Origin of the sequence: Enterovibrio gelatinilyticus, assembly GCF_028683095.1 — a bacterium.
GTDB lineage: Bacteria > Pseudomonadota > Gammaproteobacteria > Enterobacterales > Vibrionaceae > Enterovibrio > Enterovibrio gelatinilyticus.
Genome location: NZ_JAJUBC010000025.1, coordinates 22,262 through 40,713 on the forward strand (window position 1 = coordinate 22,262; position 18,452 = coordinate 40,713).

General features: G+C 48.3%; 15 protein-coding genes. 6 read left to right on the top strand and 9 right to left on the bottom strand.

Annotation, left to right across the window (positions count from 1 at the left end; all coding sequences use genetic code 11):
* Positions 1-67: 67 nt before the first annotated feature.
* The gene (locus LRP50_RS18585) at positions 68-3,238 is read right to left on the bottom strand and encodes a chitinase C-terminal domain-containing protein (protein WP_420791239.1); all 3,171 of its coding nucleotides are present in this window, start codon (positions 3,236-3,238) and stop codon (positions 68-70) included.
* Between the two features lie 402 nt (positions 3,239-3,640).
* Between LRP50_RS18585 and LRP50_RS18590 the strand changes: the two genes are divergently transcribed.
* From LRP50_RS18590 to LRP50_RS18610, 5 genes are all read left to right on the top strand, one after another.
* Positions 3,641-4,309 (top strand): GntR family transcriptional regulator, encoded by a 669-nt coding sequence (locus LRP50_RS18590; protein ID WP_274165951.1) that lies wholly within the window; start codon positions 3,641-3,643, stop codon positions 4,307-4,309.
* Positions 4,306-5,178 carry a methylisocitrate lyase gene (gene prpB, locus LRP50_RS18595; protein ID WP_274165952.1) on the top strand — a complete coding sequence of 291 codons (873 nt, stop codon included), beginning with the start codon at positions 4,306-4,308 and terminating at the stop codon, positions 5,176-5,178. Before LRP50_RS18590 ends, prpB begins: the two co-directional genes overlap by 4 nt.
* An 88-nt stretch (positions 5,179-5,266) precedes the next feature.
* Positions 5,267-6,403: a bifunctional 2-methylcitrate synthase/citrate synthase gene (gene prpC, locus LRP50_RS18600; RefSeq protein ID WP_274165953.1), complete on the top strand. Its 1,137-nt coding sequence runs from the start codon at positions 5,267-5,269 to the stop codon at positions 6,401-6,403.
* Positions 6,404-6,427: 24 nt separating this feature from the next.
* On the top strand, positions 6,428-7,879 hold the full coding sequence (locus LRP50_RS18605; protein ID WP_274165954.1) for a bifunctional 2-methylcitrate dehydratase/aconitate hydratase: 1,452 nt from the start codon (positions 6,428-6,430) through the stop codon (positions 7,877-7,879).
* Between the two features lie 155 nt (positions 7,880-8,034).
* The gene (locus LRP50_RS18610) at positions 8,035-9,918 is read left to right on the top strand and encodes a propionyl-CoA synthetase (RefSeq protein WP_274165955.1); all 1,884 of its coding nucleotides are present in this window, start codon (positions 8,035-8,037) and stop codon (positions 9,916-9,918) included.
* An 87-nt stretch (positions 9,919-10,005) separates the two neighbouring features.
* Here the strand turns inward: LRP50_RS18610 and LRP50_RS18615 are convergent, their stop codons facing one another.
* The 3 genes from LRP50_RS18615 to LRP50_RS18625 form a co-directional block, all read right to left on the bottom strand.
* Positions 10,006-10,659, bottom strand: coding sequence for a YccT family protein (locus LRP50_RS18615; protein WP_274165956.1), 654 nt, complete (start codon positions 10,657-10,659; stop codon positions 10,006-10,008).
* A 70-nt stretch (positions 10,660-10,729) separates the two neighbouring features.
* Positions 10,730-11,917, bottom strand: a complete 1,188-nt coding sequence (locus tag LRP50_RS18620) for a class I SAM-dependent methyltransferase (RefSeq protein ID WP_274165957.1) — start codon at positions 11,915-11,917, stop codon at positions 10,730-10,732.
* Between the two features lie 144 nt (positions 11,918-12,061).
* Positions 12,062-13,459, bottom strand: coding sequence for a methyl-accepting chemotaxis protein (locus LRP50_RS18625; protein WP_274166002.1), 1,398 nt, complete (start codon positions 13,457-13,459; stop codon positions 12,062-12,064).
* A gap of 130 nt (positions 13,460-13,589) precedes the next feature.
* Here LRP50_RS18625 and yccX point away from each other — a divergent pair, with 130 nt between their 5' ends.
* Positions 13,590-13,862, top strand: coding sequence for an acylphosphatase (gene yccX / locus LRP50_RS18630; RefSeq protein WP_274165958.1), 273 nt, complete (start codon positions 13,590-13,592; stop codon positions 13,860-13,862).
* A 107-nt stretch (positions 13,863-13,969) separates the two neighbouring features.
* Here the strand turns inward: yccX and LRP50_RS18635 are convergent, their stop codons facing one another.
* The 5 genes from LRP50_RS18635 to LRP50_RS18655 form a co-directional block, all read right to left on the bottom strand.
* Complete coding sequence (locus LRP50_RS18635; protein ID WP_274165959.1) at positions 13,970-14,299, bottom strand: TusE/DsrC/DsvC family sulfur relay protein; 330 nt, start codon at positions 14,297-14,299, stop codon at positions 13,970-13,972.
* A gap of 164 nt (positions 14,300-14,463) precedes the next feature.
* Entirely contained in the window at positions 14,464-15,129 is a 666-nt protein-coding gene (locus LRP50_RS18640) for a Bax inhibitor-1/YccA family protein (protein WP_274165960.1), read from the bottom strand.
* A 208-nt stretch (positions 15,130-15,337) separates the two neighbouring features.
* A complete protein-coding gene (locus LRP50_RS18645; protein WP_274165961.1) occupies positions 15,338-16,087 on the bottom strand; it encodes an amino acid ABC transporter ATP-binding protein in 750 nt (249 codons plus the stop codon).
* 18 nt (positions 16,088-16,105) lie between these two features.
* Positions 16,106-17,206 (bottom strand): amino acid ABC transporter permease, encoded by a 1,101-nt coding sequence (locus LRP50_RS18650; RefSeq protein ID WP_274165962.1) that lies wholly within the window; start codon positions 17,204-17,206, stop codon positions 16,106-16,108.
* 3 nt (positions 17,207-17,209) lie between these two features.
* Positions 17,210-18,415: an amino acid ABC transporter permease gene (locus tag LRP50_RS18655; RefSeq protein ID WP_274165963.1), complete on the bottom strand. Its 1,206-nt coding sequence runs from the start codon at positions 18,413-18,415 to the stop codon at positions 17,210-17,212.
* Between the last annotated feature and the right edge of the window lie 37 nt (positions 18,416-18,452).

Consider the following 18,452-nt stretch of genomic DNA (forward strand, 5'->3'; position numbering starts at 1 on the left):
AAAAAGAAAGCCGGCTGATTAGCCGGCTTTATGGAGTTTACGGGTTAGTCATAGTGCTAAGAGGCGATTAGCCACACACTTTAGACCAGCTACCGTCACTTCCAGGTACAGATGCAGTCCACCAGTTGGCTTGGTATACCTTGCCATCATTTACGACTTTGTCGCCTGCGCTGGCATGGCTTGGATTACCCTGCCAGTCAGTTTGAGGTAGGTTCGGGTAAACCACGAGACCTGCTGTGTCACAAGTACCCGTATCGCCACCGTTGCCACCGCCGTTTGAACCGCCTGTTGTCAGGTCAGCCAAAGGAAGATCGCTGTATTCAAACGCGAATGCATAATCAACACCATTAACGTTCACGGTGTAGTTTGCTGGGCCAGAGATTGGCAGGTAGTAAACCATATCCAATTCGTAGCTCGCGCCTGCTGGCAGTGATTTCCATGCTGGCAATGAGAATGCTGCACGGTGCATGTTACCCTCAAGACCACCAATGTTGTTTGACTTGGTGTGACCCGAAGCAATCACTTTCAGACCGCCACCAGATTGATCTTTTGCGTTGTCCGGAGCTGACGTTGGAATATCGAATTGGAATTCCGTTCCGCCCGGCAGATCAGTACCAGTGTTGTTGGTGAAGGTGATTTTAGGGTTGATAGGGTAGTTCTGGTCACCCACTTTGAAGCCACCGACCGAAACAGTGATGTCCACAGCTTCTAACGGCATTGCCGTGTCAGACAGTTTGTTACCATAAGGTGTTGCAGCAGCAAACTTGTCGTAGATGGCTTTGGTCATGGTGTTACCCATGTGGTATTCACCATTGCCAGTCTTACATGCGTTCTCGGTTGCATCGACAACGTTGGTACGGTTGCCACTAGCATCTAGTTGGTAACACGCATAGTCACCTGCAAGCTCCCAGAACATAATGCCGCCAATACCTTTGTCGATAACGTAGTCAGATTTCACGCTGACAGACGCTTCGTCTTCGGTAGACAGGAATACACCCTTCTCGGCATTCCACAACCACGGTGCTACAGCAACTGCATCGTAGTTACGCTCGTAGTTACCTTTCAGTTGGTGTTGTGGGTTATTTGCTGGGTCAAGTTTGTACGCTGACGCATAAGAACCGAATACACCGTTCTCAAGGTTCTTCGCGTGCCACATTGGGTTAGAACCTGCGCCCATTTCGTAGCCTTTCGGATCGGTATCGTGCCACATGTTGTCGATACCAATTGCGCCGTTACCACAGTTGTTCTTCTCACCTTCGCCTGTGCCTGGTTGACACTCAGCTTGGTTTGGAAGAGCAGCCTTGCCCCACAGACCGTTTTCACCGCCTGTGACACCTTGCCAACCACGGGTGTAGTAAGGAACACCGATGTTGATACGACCCGCAGGCATTGAACCGCGGAAGTAGTGGTAAGCCCAGTCAGTATTCAGGTAGCCGATGCCGCCGTACTGGCTAGTGCCATAGACATTCCATGCTGCCAACTCAGAGTCTTTACCAGTGTCAAACAGCGCGGCGTTGTGACCGACGTGATCGTTCCAAGCACCGTGTAAGTCATACGTCATGATGTTGACGTAATCGAGGTACTTAGTGACATCAAAGGTTTCCATACCGCGAAGCAGATAACCAGAAGATGGCGCTGCGATAGTCAGCATGTAGTGTTGGCTGTCTTGCTCAGAAGCGATGTCGACTTTCTCACGAAGTACGCGCATCAACTCTTGATAAGATGCCCACAGGTAAGCACGACGTGGCTCCATGAAGTCTTTGTCGTATGGGTTACCTGCGCCTGCCATTGAGGTTGGGTACTCATAGTCGATGTCCAGACCATCGAATTGATACTTACGCATCATTTCAACAGCAGAATCAGCAAACTTCTGAATGCCAGCGTGGTTGATAGAACCGTCGGCATTGGTTGTCATGGTGTAGAAGCCACCATCGGCAACGCGGTTGCCATCGTTGCCGAAGTGACCACCTGTTTCAGCCCAACCACCGATAGAAATCAGTGTTTTAACATCGTGCTTTTTCTTGTAGGTGGCAAGTGCACCGAAGTGGCCTTTAAAGCCAAGTGCTGGATCGATTTCAACATCCGCCCACTCTTTACCGACAGCGGCGTTGCTTGGGTCGTTAACATCACCAACGTTAACTTTGCCGTCAGAACCGATGCTGACGAACGCATAGTTGATGTGCGTTAGCTCTTCCCAAGGAATGTCATTAACAAGGTATGCGGCTTGTGGGTCATCGCCTGAACGCCAGCTTGTGAAGTAACCGATGATACGACGAGGGTGGTCAGCACCCATGTCTTCACGGCCTTCTGAATCATAAATGGTACAGTAAGGAACGTTGACGCCAGGCGTCTGGAACAAACCTTCAGGGCGACAGTTAGACACGGTAGGAACACCGGTAACGTTAACGGTGATCAAAGCAGAATCCGCTGATTTGCCTTTGTTATCCGTCGCTTTTGCGTAGACAGCGACGTTGCCGATTTTATTTGCCGTCCAATCAAGTGTGAATGGCGCGGCAGCTTTAGAGCCAACCAACTGGCCAGCGGCATAGAAATCAACTTTTGCAACTGAGCCATCGGCATCAGCGGCATCTGCCGTCAGGGTGACAACTGCGCCTTGGTCAACAGCAGTCGCAGATACTGAGACAGAAACGGTCGGTGCTTCATTGCCCGGTTCAACCGTGCCAGCTTCAACGGTGATGCTGAGAGCCGTTGATTCAGTCACTGCACCTTTATCATCCGTTGCCTTAACGGTAATGGTGTGAGCGCCTTCAGCGGCAGTCCAAGCGACAGAGTATGGTGCCGTGCTGTCTTTGCCAACAGAAATGCCATCAACGAAGAATTCGACGTTGGCGACAGTGCCGTCTGTATCTGCTGCAGATGCACTTAGCGTTACGCTGTCACCTGTCGTAATTTTGTCGCTAGCCGTAGGCGCATCTAGCGAGGCGGTAGGAGCTTCATTCAATGGTGGATCGACTGGGCCGCCCGTATCGCACTGATCAATGACTTTCCACTCTTGGTACTGACCGGAAGACGTTTTTGGGTTGTTACCCATTGTCCACCAGTTAGCTTTGTAGACAGTGTTATCTTGCTGGACAGTAGAGCCTCCGCCGTAGGCGACACTATCTTTCCATTCTTCAATATTTGAACAATCGGTTGCTGCTTGCGCGTTGAAAGCAAACATACACGCGACGGCGACTGCCGACAGCGTGAAGCCTTTGCTCTTGCGTGACACATCCATTGGAATTACCTCGAAAATTGATACTACTTATTGATTTATTGTTAATTAACGCAACTTAAATCGCGTAATAAATAAAGTAGACGAGTTGCATTTATGAGACACGGTGGTTTTGGTGAGTTTTAGATCTCTAGTCAGTTACTGGGTAAAAAAGCCTCTCGCTTCTGGTAGCGATTCACAGTTTCAACTGACAAACATTCAGCAAATTCATGAATTTTGTGCGTTGAATATTTACTCATCAATGCATTGTGGTAGACCAATGTCTAACATAGATTGTCGACAATCTAGCTTGATAAATCGCCAGAAAATGGCTAATAATTAATCACACCCAAAATATTGTCGACAATGTATTGAGTTATGCGAGTGAGTATTGAAACGTATTGTCGACACCTAAGGAATTGCACAATGAAAGATGTCACCAAATCAGAAGGGATGACCGAGTGGCTTATCGAAGCGATTGTCAGTGGCAAATTTGCATCAGGAAGCAAAATTTCTGAGCCGGAGTTATCAAGAGAGTTGGGCGTGAGTCGTGGTCCACTTCGTGAAGCCATGATGCGGTTAGAGTCAATGGGTTTGGTCGAGCGTGTACCGCATGTTGGCGCTCGAGTGGTGGCGATAAGTGCGACACAACTGTCTGATATTTATGCGGTGCGCGAAGCATTGGAAGGCATGGCAATACGGCAAGCCTGCATGCACATTTCGGCCAGTGAGATTGAGGCATTGAAAACCTTATTGCACCGTCACCAGCAACATATTGATGATGTTGATGGTGCGACATATTTCCATCAGCAGGGTGATTTCGATTTCCACTACCGAATCATTCAAGCGAGTAGAAATAATAAATTAATCAGCTTGTTATGTGACGAACTCTATCATCTTGTGCGGATGTATCGTACCCAATCAACTCGGACTCAGTCTCGCCCAGAGCGAGCGCTAGATGAACATCTTCAGATTCTTAATGCACTTGAAGAACGAGATGCAGAATTGGCAGAAATGTTAATGCGAAGACACATTCGCCGAAGTGGGGAATTAGCCGCGAAGCAACTTAATTCAGACAGGGAGAAAGCCTCATGAGCGCAGGGAAAACGTTTCGAGAAGCCGTCGCAAACAACAGACCTTTACAAGTTATGGGTACGATCAATGCGTATACCGCGATGTTAGCAGAACAAACAGGGCATCAGGCCATTTACCTTTCAGGGGGTGGCGTTGCCAATGCCTCATTTGGTTTGCCCGATCTGGGAATAACAACACTTAACGACGTTCTTGAAGATGCTCGCCGTATCACGGATGCATCAAGTCTTCCTTTGCTGGTGGATATAGATACGGGGTTTGGCGGGGCATTCAGCATTGCTCGAACCGTGAGAGAAATGGAGCGTGCAGGCGTAGCGGCTGTTCACATTGAAGACCAAGTGTCACAAAAGCGCTGTGGTCATCGCCCAAATAAGGCCATCGTGAGCCAATCTGAAATGGTCGATCGGGTCAAAGCAGCGGTTGATGCGAGAACCGATCCCAATTTTGTCATCATGGCACGCACTGATGCACTGGCAGTAGAAGGGATGGATTCTGCGTTGGAACGGGCACATGCCTGTGTGGATGCGGGTGCAGACATGATCTTCCCTGAAGCCATTAATACCCTTGATCAGTACCGAACGTTCACCCAAGCACTAAAGGTTCCTGTGTTAGCGAACATCACTGAATTTGGTCAAACACCGTTGTTTTCAGTGAGTGAACTCGACGAAGTGGGTGTCGACCTTGTGCTTTATCCGCTCTCGGCGTTTCGGGCCATGAACCAAGCAGCGTTGAACGTTTACCAGCAGGTGAAAGCCGACGGTCATCAGCGCAATGTGGTTGACACCATGCAGACGCGAGAGGAGCTCTATGGCTACCTGGGTTATCACAACTACGAACAGCAACTCGATAAGCTGTTTGCCGACAAAGAATAGTACCGATATTTGAAACGCAATTGGAAAGAGCGAGAAACGTAAGGAAAGTAATAAAAACAATGAATTAGTCTATGACAAGGAGCATGACATGCCGGACAAGAACAAGCCGTTGGGTGGAGAAGGTCTACGCGGGCAGAGTGCGGGTAGCACGGCCTTATGTACAGTCGGAAAGACAGGTACGGGTTTAACCTATCGCGGTTATGACATTACCGATCTCGCCCATCACGCGGAGTTTGAAGAAGTCGCCTTTTTGTTATTGAAAGGCCATTTGCCTAACGCTCAGGCTTTAAGCGACTACAAGCATGAACTCGTTGCCAAAAGAGGGTTGCCAGAAGCGTTGCGAGTCGTGCTTGAAAATATCCCGGCAGATGCACACCCCATGGATGTTATGCGAACCGGCTGTTCGATGCTGGGCAACTTGGACACTGAACTCGACTTCTCTGAGCAATCAGACAAGGCAGATACTATTCTTGCGCATCTGCCTGCCATCATTTGTTATTGGTATCGATTCTCTCATCATGGTGTTCGCATTGATACGGCAGCCAGTGAGCAGGACACCATTGCTGGTTACTTCCTCGATATGCTTTCCGACGCGACGCCGACTGAATTGCATACGCGTGTTATGCATTGCTCGCTTGTACTGTATGCCGAACATGAATTCAATGCTTCTACCTTTGCGGCACGTGTTTGTGCGTCAACCCTGTCTGATATCCATTCTTGCGTCACTGCGGCAATTGGTACGTTGCGTGGCCCGCTCCACGGCGGTGCGAATGAGGCGGCGATGGATATGATTGAACATTGGGCGTCGCCTGATGAAGCGGAAACCGCGCTCATGGGGATGTTGGTGAACAAAGAAAAAGTCATGGGTTTTGGGCATGCCATTTATCGAGAGTCTGATCCACGTAACGCGCTGATCAAAGCATGGTCAAAGCAGCTTTCCACCTCGTCGCCCGATGCCATGTTGTATGACGTTTCTGAGCGCGTAGAACAGGTGATGAAGCGCGAGAAAGACTTGTTTCCGAACGCGGACTTCTTTCACGCTTCTGCGTACCACTTTATGGGGATCCCCACCAAATTATTTACGCCAATTTTCGTGATGAGCCGTGTTACGGGCTGGTGTGCACATGTGTTTGAACAACGTGAAAACAACCGAATTATAAGACCAAGCGCGGATTATGTTGGGCCAGAGCATCAAGACTGGTTGCCACTTGAAAAACGCCAATAACTGATTAAGGGAAGGAACCGAAACATGTCAATGAATGTCGATGTAAACCAACGTCCAGAGCCTGACGCGCTGCTTCAAACCATTGCTGATTATGTGTGTGAGGCGGAAATTAACTCAGCGGAAGCCTACAACACGGCGCGTAATTGCTTGATGGACACCTTAGGCTGTGGGTTATTGGCGCTACGTTTTCCTGAGTGCACCAAACATATGGGACCACTGGTACCGGGAACGACAGTTCGAAATGGTGCGCGTGTTCCGGGCACTTCACATGAACTTGACCCGATCACAGCCGCATTCAATATTGGCTGCATGATTCGCTGGCTAGATTTTAACGACACCTGGTTGGCGGCAGAGTGGGGGCACCCATCAGACAACCTTGGCGGCATTCTTGCCACAGCAGATTACTTAAGTCGCGTAGCCGTGTCAGAAGGTAAGCCCGCGCTGACCATGGAAGCCGTGCTGACGGCGATGATCAAAGCCCACGAGATCCAAGGCGTATTGGCGCTAGAAAATAGTTATAACCGAGTTGGACTTGACCACGTGTTGCTGGTTCGTGTTGCTTCAACAGCCGTTGTAACACGCATGCTGGGAGGAAGTCGCGACCAAGTGATTGATGCGCTCTCGCAAGCATGGGTTGATGGTTGTGCGCTCCGAACTTACCGCCATGCGCCGAATGCGGGGTCTCGTAAGTCTTGGGCTGCCGGTGACGCAACGTCTCGTGCCGTGAGATTGGCCATGATCACCATGAAAGGTGAAATGGGGCAACCTTCTGTGCTAACGGCGGAGCAATGGGGCTTCTATGATGTGTTGTTCAAAGGTGAATCATTTCGCGTGAACCAAGCGTTTGATTCGTACGTGATGGAAAACGTCTTGTTCAAAATTTCGTTCCCCGCTGAATTCCATTCACAAACCGCCGTTGAATGTGCCGTGACGTTACATCCAGAAGTCGTCAATCGTCTCGATGAGATTGAACGCATCGAAGTCACGACCCATGAATCGGCTATTCGAATTATTTCAAAAGTGGGTGACTTGGCGAATCCCGCCGATCGCGACCATTGCCTGCAATACATGATTGCCGTTCCTCTCATTCATGGTGACTTGGTGGCAGAGCACTATGAAGACAGCTTCCATCAGGGAGACAGTCGCATTGATGCATTGCGCGAAAAAATGATCATTGTTGAAGACAAGCGATACAGCGAAGAGTATTTGGACGCGGATAAGCGCTCGATCGCCAATGCCATTCAGATTTTCTTTAACGATGGAACGTCCACAGAGAAGGTCGAAGTGGAATATCCGATTGGGCATCGTCGTCGTCGAGAAGAAGGGATCCCAGTGCTTGAGCAGAAATTTAAGCGCAACCTGCTTACCCGTTTTCCTGCGGCACAAGCCGAAAGTATTTACGCGCTTTGTTTAAATCAAGATGCCTTGATGGAAATGCCGGTAAACCGCTTTATGGAGATGTTTACCATTAATTAGTGTTTCAACAACAAGCCAGCATAAGGCTTGAGAAACGACCGTTACTTGGCAGTAAGCAACGACATCTGTTTGCTGCCAAGCTTTTTACCTCACTAGTGCACAGTGCATGTCATGGTGTGGGTACAAAGGCAAGACCTCAGCACGAGGCAAGGAGCATGACTATGTCAGCCTATCTAAACGCCTATCAAGAGTCCGTCACCAGCCCAGAGGATTTCTGGCTGAAACAAGCAAAAAGTATTCAGTGGTTTACGCCGCCAACCAAAGCATTGGAAAACGATACGAATGGCATAGAGCGCTGGTTTCCTGATGGTGAGCTCAACACCGCCTATTTGGCGCTGGATTATCACGTCGAAAATGGACGAGGTGACCAGACGGCACTGATCTATGACTCGCCAGTGACAGGCAAAAAAGCACAATACAGCTATTCAGTGCTTCGTGACCAAGTCGCCAAATGTGCAGGTATGTTGGCAGAACTGGGTGTTACCAAAGGCGATCGCGTTGTGATTTACATGCCCATGATCCCGCAGGCTGCGATTTCGATGTTGGCCTGCGCACGACTTGGGGCGATTCATTCGGTTGTGTTTGGTGGCTTTGCGCCCAATGAACTTGCGGTAAGACTCGAAGATGCCGAGCCGAAAGTCTTACTGACGGCGTCATGTGGAATCGAAGTGTGCAAGGTTATTCCTTACAAACCAATGGTTGATCAAGCGGTAATGGATAGCCGCTGGAAGCCAGACACTGTTGTTGTTTACCAAAGACCTGAACAACCCGCTGCGCTTGATCATGAGCGTGATGCAGATTGGGCGACCTTATTTGAACGCGCCTCGCCGCATGACTGCGTTCCCGTCAATTCTACCGATCCTTTGTACATTCTCTATACGTCAGGGACGACTGGAAAGCCTAAGGGTGTGGTTCGAGATAATGGTGGTCATGCTGTCGCGATGAAATACAGCATGTCGACCGTGTACAACGTTGAACCGGGGGAAGTGTATTGGGCGGCGTCTGATGTGGGTTGGGTGGTTGGGCATTCCTACATTGTTTATGCCCCATTGATACACGGCTGCACCACTATCATGTTTGAAGGGAAGCCTGTCAAAACACCAAACCCGGGCGCTTTTTGGCGAGTGTGTGATGAATATAATGTGTCTGTGTTGTTCTCTGCACCTACGGCGTTTCGTGCCATCAAAAAAGAAGACCCAGAAGGAAAGTTGATTGCTGATTATCCGATGGCGTCACTGAGAAGTATCTTTATGGCGGGCGAGCGGCTAGACCCGCCAACATTGGAATGGGTTGAATCGCACACAGGCCGCCCCGTGATTGATCACTGGTGGCAAACAGAAACGGGATGGGCGATATCGTGCAATCCGTTGGGGCTTGAGGGTTTCACCACAAAACCCGGCTCTTCAACCATGCCGACGCCGGGGTTCAATGTGAAGATCCTTAACGAACTAGGAGAACCTGTTGTCGCGAACCAGCAAGGGTATATCGCCATTAAGCGCCCCTTGCCGCCGAGTTGTTTGTCCACGGTTTGGCGAAATCATGATCGGTTTGAATCGGGTTATTTACAGCAGTTTTCTGGCTACTATGTGTCGGGCGATGGTGGCTACATGGACGAAGATGGCTACCTATTTGTGATGGGACGGATCGACGACGTGATCAATGTGTCTGGTCATCGACTATCAACGGGTGAGATGGAAGAAATCGTCGGTGCGCATGATGCGGTTGCAGAATGTGCGGTGGTCGGGGTATATGATGAATTGAAAGGCCAATTACCACTGGGATTGGTCGTGCTGAAAGACGGTTATCACTCACATGATGGTGATATTGAAAAAGCGCTTGTAGCCAAAGTTCGCAATGAAATTGGCCCGGTTGCATGTTTCAATCGAGCCATCATTGTGGATAGATTACCGAAAACACGTTCTGGCAAAATCTTGCGTCGTATTATCCGTCAAATCGCAGATGGTGAAAGTTACGTCGTCCCGTCAACCATTGATGACCCCGCAAGTCTTGATGACATTAGCCGGATGCTATCAGAGTGATTTCAGCGTGTAGTCTTAGAAATTATAGAAATAAATGAACGTGTAGATGCAGTAAGAAGGCCACCTGAGTAGGTGGCCTTTTTGATGTTATTGCGTATTCACGTAGGCTTTAAATTTCGCCTTGGTTTCAGGACTGGCTTTTTGGAACCAGTAATGTAATTGGTATTCCACTTCATCAATTGACGCGCTGTCATTGAGCACTACCTTGGCACCACGTGAAGCCGGGGTTGACGGCGTCACAGTCGGTACTACGGTGAGTTGGAGTGACGCACTTTCATCGGTTTGGTTGAAGCGAGAAAGCTCTGCAACATAGTCACGACTTAGTTGAAAGCCGCTTTTCATCAACTTGTTTTGTTCAAACGCGATAGGTGAGTCTGAGGCATCGATCAATTGAAACGTTGGGTTTTCGTTGAATTCACGAACCTCACGCTTGTTCTTTATTTTAGGGAAGGCGAAATAGATATCTTCATCGTTGGCGTTAAACGTTGCAACCAGCACATCTGATTTAGCGAACGAGATATCTTTTCCCTCTTCGAAGCTTTCAACAAAACGGAATGCGATTTGTTGAGTACCGTTCGCCAAAACCACAGGATCTTGGCCGCCGAACATGGTTGTTTTATGTGATTGACCGTTATAGGCCAACAACTCTACGTTATCGTTAACATGCAATGTAACGCTCGCCATTGCAGACAACGGCAGCAATGCAGACAGCAAGGACGCAAGAATATACGTTCTTTTCATCGTGTTCCCCTAAATGATTTAAAAAGGCCCACGAAAAAAAGGGTGGGCCAAAGTTTATGTGTTTATATATTTATTTAACGTAGCAGGCGAAACCTTTCAGATAGAAGCCTTCTGGGTAGGCGCTATCGAGTGGGTGGTCGGCTGCTTGTTCAAAACGTTCAATGAACTGAACTTGACGGTGCGCATCTAGAGCGGCATCCGCAATGATTTTTTGGAACAAAGAGTTATCCATCAAGCCTGAGCAAGAGTAAGTCAGTAATGTTCCGCCTGGCTTCAGTATCTGCATGGCGAGCATGTTGATGTCTTTATAGCCACGGCATGCCCCCGTCAATTGCGACTTAGACTCAGCAAACTTAGGTGGATCCATGATCACGACATCAAACAGTTCGCCGCTGTCACGGTATTCACGCAGCAGTTTAAATACATCTGCGTTTACAAACTGTGCTTTTGTCAGGTCATAGCTGTTCATTTCGGCGTTAGCTTTTGCAATGTCCAGTGCAGGCTGCGAAACGTCGACATTGATAACTTCAGACGCGCCGCCTTTAAGGGCATACAAACCAAAACCACCGGTGTAGCAGAAACAGTTCAGTACACGCTTCCCGTTCACGTACTTCACAGACGCTTCACGGCTGTCACGTTGATCCAAGTAGAAGCCAGTTTTGTGGCCACCCGTGATATCAACGTTAATTTTTACACCGTTCTCTTCAATGACCAATGATGGCGGTGGCATGTCTCCGTGGAGAACGCCTGTACGCTCTTTTAAGCCTTCTTTCTTACGAACAGACACGTCAGAGCGCTCGTAGATGCTGCACGCAGGGTATAGCTCTACAATGGCATCAACGAGGTTTTGTTTTTGCGCTTCAGCACCGGCACTGAGTAACTGACAAACCATGAAGTTTTCATAGCGGTCAATGGTAATACCTGGCAGGCCATCGGACTCAGCCGCGATCAAACGGTAACCCGTAAGACCATCACGCGCAGCTAATACATCGCGAAGACCTTGTGCTTCTTGCAGGCGCTTTTTGAAGAAAGCGACATCGATTTCTTCTTGCTCGAACGACCACACGCGAACACGGATCTGAGAATTAGGAGAAAACGCACCACGGGCAAGCCATTGGCCTTGATGATCATAGACATCCACTGTTTGACCGAGAGAGGGCTTACCTTCAACGCGTTGAATGCCACGAGAGAAAATCCATGGGTGGCGACGGCGTAGTGATTTTTCACGGCCTTTAACCAGGTAAACAGACGGATTCATTGGTTTTTCCTAAAATTCTAAAGTCTGGCTAGCCGCAATAGCATACAGCGGCCTATAAATTGGTGGGTATTGTCAGAGAAGAAGGGCAAGAATGCAAACAGCCGCTGGTATTGCGGCTGCTTTTTCTTTGTTTTTCTCTTGGTTTTATTCGGTGCGAAGACCGTCGACCAGTGAAGTGAGACTGTTAGATTGCTTTTGCAGGTGTGTCACGTCATTCGCGGTCTGTTGGATCATCTCACTGACTTGCCATGCTTGCTGACGAACACGCTCCACATCAGACGAAATTGTACCCGCAACGCTGCCTTGTTGATTCGCGGCTGTCGCGATTTCGGTGCTGCGGTCGGTAATACGCTGGCTGCGCTCAGAAATATTGCCAATTTCTAGGTCAATATTGTGCATGAGTGATTCGCTTGCTGCGGCATTATCAACCGTGCCCTGCATGACGCCACGTAGGTGAGCGGTATTGCTTTCCAAATCTTGAATCATGCGTTGAATTTCAACGGTCGCTTGTTGTGTGCGTCCTGCCAAGGTGCGGACTTCATCGGCAACAACCGCGAAACCACGGCCTTGTTCGCCCGCGCGAGCCGCTTCAATCGCCGCATTCAAGGCGAGTAGGTTTGTTTGCTCGGAAATGGCGCTGATCGTTGCAACCATGCTACCAATCTCGTTGGAGTTTTGTTCCAGCGAAGATACCGCTTTTGACGCTGCTTCAATCTCCGCGCTCAGAGCTTGAATGGCATGCAGGGTTTGGTTTACTTGGTTGCGGCTTTGCTGAGAAGCTTCACCCGCGACCATGATTTCGCCTGAGGTTTCTTCCGCGTGAGTGGCAACATCACGAATAGAACCCGCCATCTCTTCTGTTGCGCTTGCAAGAGAGTCAAGGTACGAACGTTGTTCTGTCGAGAGGCTTTGGCTTTCAGTGCTGCGATTGGTCAAATCCGCAGAGATTTGCCCCATCAACGTTGAAGCGTTCTTGATGGCTTTAACAAGGCTATGCTCGCGATCTGCCACGCTATCCACTGTGTTAGCGATAATGCTGAATTCATCTCTCACTGGGAAGAAGTTCATGCGGCTAGTTAGGTCGCCGTCTAGCATGCGTTGTAACGATGAGTTCATCGTGTACATAGCGCCACCAATAAAGCTAGAGACGTAGTGCAGGGCGAGCAAGCCGACGACAAACAACAGTGTCATCACGGTGATAGCGGTCATGCTAATGTGCGACCAAAAGCTGGTCGCTTTCGCAGAATAGGTTGTAACAGAGGATTGGGCCCAGTTGCTGTTTGACGGGCTAACGGCGACGCCTGCTGACGCGAGAATATCCGCTGCGTCATTAGTACTGACATCGTAGTGAGACAGCACCGCATTCAGTGCTGCGCTATGTTTGTTTTGAACATCTGCAATTTGAGCAGATGACGCTGAGTGAAAGATGACACCTGTGGCGATAGTCAGAGAAAAAAGGCATGCGTAGAGCACCATGAATTTCTCTTTCAAACTGAGTCGGATGAGGTATTGGTCAATCCAACGAAACGGCGTTTCTTTCATGATGGGTAAATCCTTGTAGAGTGCGCTAACAGAAAGTGCGTGATGTGCGAAATGACCATTAAGGCTGCACTCAGGCAGATAGATTTTACACTGTTGCATACGGTAATAACCAATCATAGGGGTGTGACCAATGTCTCAAATGTGTGCTATAGCAACCGTTTCCGGAAGGGTTCAAGGGGTGGGGTTTCGATTTCACACTGCTCATGAGGGGTTGAGGTTGTCATTGAGTGGCTTTGCTCGCAATGAGGATGATGGCAGTGTGACAGTGCTAATGTGTGGTGAGGAGACAAATGTGAACAGATTGCTCGCGTGGTTAGAGCATGGGCCAACCACTGCCAACGTGACAGGTTTGACACATGAACGCGTTGACTGGCAGCTGATTGACGGCTTTTCGATTCGTTAGCTGAAACTGTGGTGATGGTGATGGTGATGGTGATGGTGATGGTCTTTGCTGACGCGCGGCGAGGAAGACCATAAAAAGAAAAGAGGCGCATTAAGCGCCTCTTTTCGTTAAATGCATTTTACGGGCTTTGGAAGGCCGGCAAGTTTGGTTGCTTGCTTTGCTGGGCCTTTAGGGAACAGTTTATAAAGGTATCGACTGTTGCCTTTTTCTGGGCCGTACTTTTTCTCCATGGATTTCACCAGTAAGCGAACCGCTGGAGAGGTGTTGAATTCTTTATAGAAGTCTTGAACAAAGTAAACCACTTCCCAGTGCGCATCAGTCAGCTCAATGTTTTCTTGTTCAGCCAGCATGGGTACAAGTGCAGCATCCCATTCAGAGAAATGCTTCAGATACCCCTGTGCATCGGTTTCAATGTGTTTACCGTTTAATTCCAACATGGATTACCTCGTGTTTCGATCGCGCAAAGCATATCGGCTTGTGAGAGAGGCTTCAAGATCACAATTTGGCAATGGCAGGAAAATGTAAATCGGAAATCAAAACAGAAAACAAAAAAGCTCCCGAAGGAGCTTTTGTCGTTTACGTTAGCTTGTTTGTTGCGCGATTAATCGTCGCCACCGAAAATGCCAAGCAATTGCAGCAGGCTCAGGAACAAGTTGTAAATCGATACATACAGAGTAACAGTTGCTGACACATAGTTCGTTTCGCCACCACGGATGATTGACTGAGTCGTCAGCAGGATTACGCCTGTTGAGAACAGAACAAACACGCCGCTAATAGCAACAGACAGCATTGGCATCTGTAGGAAGATGTTCGCGATCACACCTACGATTAGCACAACAAAGCCTGCCATCAACATACCGTTTAGGAACGATAGGTCACGCTTAGTTGTCAGTGCGTAAGCTGAACACGCCATAAAGGTCAGTGCTGTACCGCCCAATGCAGGAGCAATTGCCCAGCCAAGACCTGCGCCCACGTACATGTTGAGGATAGGGCCTAGTGTGTAACCCATGAAACCGGTAAGTGCGAAAGTAAGCACGATACCCATTGAGCTATTCTTTTTCTTTTCAATGAGGAAAAGTAAGCCATAAAACCCAACCAGCGTGATGATAATGCCAGGGTAAGGCATGTTCGCCGCCATTGACACACCAGCGACCAACGCTGACCACAGCAGGGTAAGTGACAATAAGAAATAGGTGTTTCGCAACACTTTGTTGGTTGCTAACTGGCTCTCTTGCGAGTACTCGCGAGCAACAAAACGATCGTTCATAGCTTTCTCCCGATGGGGTACAGATATATTCTCATACGACATTTATTGCGCCTTTGGCTCAATTTTTCAAGTCACAATTGTCGCATTGCTGATAATAAAACAGCTTAGCCTTTGAGAATACTAATATATCCCGTCGGCTAAGCCTGCTTCAACATGTAACCAAATGTTAATGAGTTATTAACTCAAAATCCATTCGTCATGTGTGTGATTAGTGCTGAAGAATCTGACTCAGGAACAATTGAGTACGGTCAGATTGAGGGTTGTTGAAGAATTCGTCTGGGACATTTTCTTCAATGATTTCACCCGCATCCATAAAGATAACACGATCTGCCACCTCTTTGGCAAAACCCATTTCGTGTGTCACACACAACATGGTCATGCCTTCTTCTGCCAGTTCAACCATAACATCTAACACTTCGCGAACCATCTCTGGGTCAAGTGCAGAGGTTGGTTCATCGAAAAGCATCACGTTTGGATTCATGCACAAAGAACGAGCAATAGCGACGCGTTGTTGCTGACCACCAGAAAGCTGACCTGGGAATTTGTCAGCCTGCTCTGGAATTTTTACGCGTTCCAGAAACTTCATCGCAATCGCTTCTGCTTCGTCTTTTGGCATCTTCTTCACCCAAATTGGCGCTAGGGTGCAGTTTTCCAACACAGTGAGGTGAGGGAATAGGTTGAAATGCTGGAAACACATCCCGACTTCTTTTCTCACCAATTCAATGTTTTTCAGATCGTCAGTCAACTCAGTACCACCAACAACAATGGTGCCTTGCTGATGTTCCTCTAGGCGGTTGATGCAACGGATCATGGTGGACTTTCCTGAACCAGAAGGGCCACAGATAACGATCTTCTCGCCTTTAGAAACCCTCAGGTTAATGTTCTTTAGTACGTGAAACTGACCATACCATTTGTTCATATCGGTCAGTTCGATAACAGGGGCGTCTTGTTGAGTCATAATACTATCCTTGTTTCTCTATCGCTTGTGACCAGTGTGGAGTTTGTTTTCTAGATAAATACTGTAACGAGACATACCGAAACAGAAAATCCAGAACACCAATGCCACAAACACATAGCTTTCCGTCGCGAAACCAAGCCAATTCGGGTCGGTATTCGCAGCCTGACCAATACCCAGAACGTCAAACATACCAATGATAAGGACGAGGCTGGTGTCTTTGAACAGACCAATAAAGGTGTTAACAATGGAAGGAATGGTGATTTTCAACGCCTGAGGCAGAATGATGAGTCCCATTTTCTTCCAGTAAGAGAGGCCGAGAGCGTCAGCCGCTTCATATTGGCCTTTAGGTATCGCCTGCAAACCACCACGAACCACCTCTGCCATATACGCTGCTGAGAACATGACCACACCGATCAATGCACGCACCAGTTTATTGGTTTCTGATTCGCCAGACATAAATAGCGGCAGCATGACAGAAGCCATAAACAGGACAGTGATCAGCGGAACGCCACGCCATACTTCGATGTAAACAGTACATAGGCTGCGGATGATCGGCATGTCAGAACGCCGACCCAATGCCAGCATTACACCAATCGGCAGTGATACGACAATCCCAACGATGGCGATGATCATAGTGATCAGCAGCCCGCCCCAAAGGTGTGTTTCCACTTTTGGTAAGCCAGCAACATCACCGAAGATCAAGAACACGGCCATTAACGGGAAAGCAATCAGGAACGTTAGAAGTATCCATCCGCGTTTTGGTGTGCGTTCATAGATCAAAAGACCCGTGAAAATGGCCAAAATTGCGTAGAAAAGCTGAGGACGCCAAAGCTCTTCTTGCGGATAGAAACCAAACATAAACTGATCGAAACGTACGTTGATAAATACCCAACACGCACCTTCTTTCGAACAATCCTCTCTGGATGTTCCGATCCAATCTGAATTGATGAAAGCCCAATCAACAACAGCCCATAACCCTTTAACGGCAAGAAAAGCCAGAATCAATGTCATGATGGAGTTGAGAGGGGACGAGAACAAGTTCTGACGCATCCAGCTAATCGGTCCTACCGTACTAGGCGGTGGCGGCAAATCTGGTTGAAACTCATGTTGTTTAGCCATGGGTTACCTCTCTACCAGCGCGACTTTGGCGTTGTATATGTTCATTAATAACGCTGTTAACAAACTAAGCGTTAGGTATACACCCATTGTCATTGCAATAATTTCAATGGCTTGCCCTGTTTGGTTCAGCGTGGTACCAGCGAATACCGAGACCAAATCGGGGTAACCAATCGCCATTGCGAGAGACGAGTTTTTGGTTAAGTTCAAATATTGGCTCGTCAGAGGCGGAATGATGATTCGCATGGCTTGTGGGATAACAACCAAACGAAGTGTTTTGTTTCGCGGTAAGCCCAATGCCATTGCCGCTTCTGTTTGACCATGGTTCACCGCATTAATACCAGAGCGAACAATCTCGGCGATAAACGATGCAGTGTATATAGACAGTGCAAGTGTTAGTGCCGCGAGTTCTGGGAGAATGGATATACCACCACGGAAGTTAAACCCTTTAAGCTCAGGGTATTCCAGCGATACTGGCATACCAGAGAAGAAGAATGCGAGTAAAGGCAAGCCGACAATAGCAGCGAGAGAAATCGCGAAAACTGGCGTTTGTTCGCCTGTTGCAATTTGCTTCTTCTTCGCAAAGCGGGCTAAACCAAAGCTGAAAACGACGGCCACAATAAGAGCAATAAGCATCCATACTGATCCATCTTCGAACACGGGGCGAGTAACAAACAAGCCTCGTACGTTCAAGAAGAGGGAATCACCTATGCTGATACTCTGTCTCGGGGACGGGAGTGCTTGTAGTACTGCGAAATACCAGAAAAATATCTGAAGCAGAAGGGGGATATTTCGGAAGATCTCAATGTAAATTGCGGCGAAACGGCTCAATAACCAGTTTCTAGAAAGTCTCGCGATACCCACGAGAAAACCTAGGACAGTTGCCAATGCAATACCAAGTATAGAAACCAACGCAGTGTTCAATAGGCCAACGAAAAAGGTTCGACCATATGAGTAGGTTTCATCGTACTCAATCAGTGTTAATCCAATGCCAAAACCCGCTTCTTGGCTCATAAAGCCAAACCCTGTAGCAATACCGCGTGCATCGAGATTTGTCAGTGCGTTGTTTACGATGTTGTAAACGAAAAACACCAAGGCACAAATTGCAACGGCTTGAAACACCACAGAGCGAAACGTTGGATTGTATATCAGACTTTGCTTCTTCTCAGGGCGAGTAGCCGATGAGCTAAGCGAATTCTCTTTAGATGCCATACAGCCGCACCTCTATCCTTTCACGTTAAAATAAGGG

What these genes read in the sequence shown, in the direction of transcription:
- LRP50_RS18585 (WP_420791239.1), bottom strand. Translation starts at nt 3,238, where the DNA reads ATGGATGTGTCACGCAAGAGCAAAGGCTTCACGCTGTCGGCAGTCGCC.
- LRP50_RS18590 (WP_274165951.1), top strand. Translation starts at nt 3,641, where the DNA reads ATGAAAGATGTCACCAAATCAGAAGGGATGACCGAGTGGCTTATCGAA.
- prpB (WP_274165952.1), top strand. Translation starts at nt 4,306, where the DNA reads ATGAGCGCAGGGAAAACGTTTCGAGAAGCCGTCGCAAACAACAGACCT.
- prpC (WP_274165953.1), top strand. Translation starts at nt 5,267, where the DNA reads ATGCCGGACAAGAACAAGCCGTTGGGTGGAGAAGGTCTACGCGGGCAG.
- LRP50_RS18605 (WP_274165954.1), top strand. Translation starts at nt 6,428, where the DNA reads ATGTCAATGAATGTCGATGTAAACCAACGTCCAGAGCCTGACGCGCTG.
- LRP50_RS18610 (WP_274165955.1), top strand. Translation starts at nt 8,035, where the DNA reads ATGACTATGTCAGCCTATCTAAACGCCTATCAAGAGTCCGTCACCAGC.
- LRP50_RS18615 (WP_274165956.1), bottom strand. Translation starts at nt 10,659, where the DNA reads ATGAAAAGAACGTATATTCTTGCGTCCTTGCTGTCTGCATTGCTGCCG.
- LRP50_RS18620 (WP_274165957.1), bottom strand. Translation starts at nt 11,917, where the DNA reads ATGAATCCGTCTGTTTACCTGGTTAAAGGCCGTGAAAAATCACTACGC.
- LRP50_RS18625 (WP_274166002.1), bottom strand. Translation starts at nt 13,459, where the DNA reads ATGAAAGAAACGCCGTTTCGTTGGATTGACCAATACCTCATCCGACTC.
- yccX (WP_274165958.1), top strand. Translation starts at nt 13,590, where the DNA reads ATGTCTCAAATGTGTGCTATAGCAACCGTTTCCGGAAGGGTTCAAGGG.
- LRP50_RS18635 (WP_274165959.1), bottom strand. Translation starts at nt 14,299, where the DNA reads ATGTTGGAATTAAACGGTAAACACATTGAAACCGATGCACAGGGGTAT.
- LRP50_RS18640 (WP_274165960.1), bottom strand. Translation starts at nt 15,129, where the DNA reads ATGAACGATCGTTTTGTTGCTCGCGAGTACTCGCAAGAGAGCCAGTTA.
- LRP50_RS18645 (WP_274165961.1), bottom strand. Translation starts at nt 16,087, where the DNA reads ATGACTCAACAAGACGCCCCTGTTATCGAACTGACCGATATGAACAAA.
- LRP50_RS18650 (WP_274165962.1), bottom strand. Translation starts at nt 17,206, where the DNA reads ATGGCTAAACAACATGAGTTTCAACCAGATTTGCCGCCACCGCCTAGT.
- LRP50_RS18655 (WP_274165963.1), bottom strand. Translation starts at nt 18,415, where the DNA reads ATGGCATCTAAAGAGAATTCGCTTAGCTCATCGGCTACTCGCCCTGAG.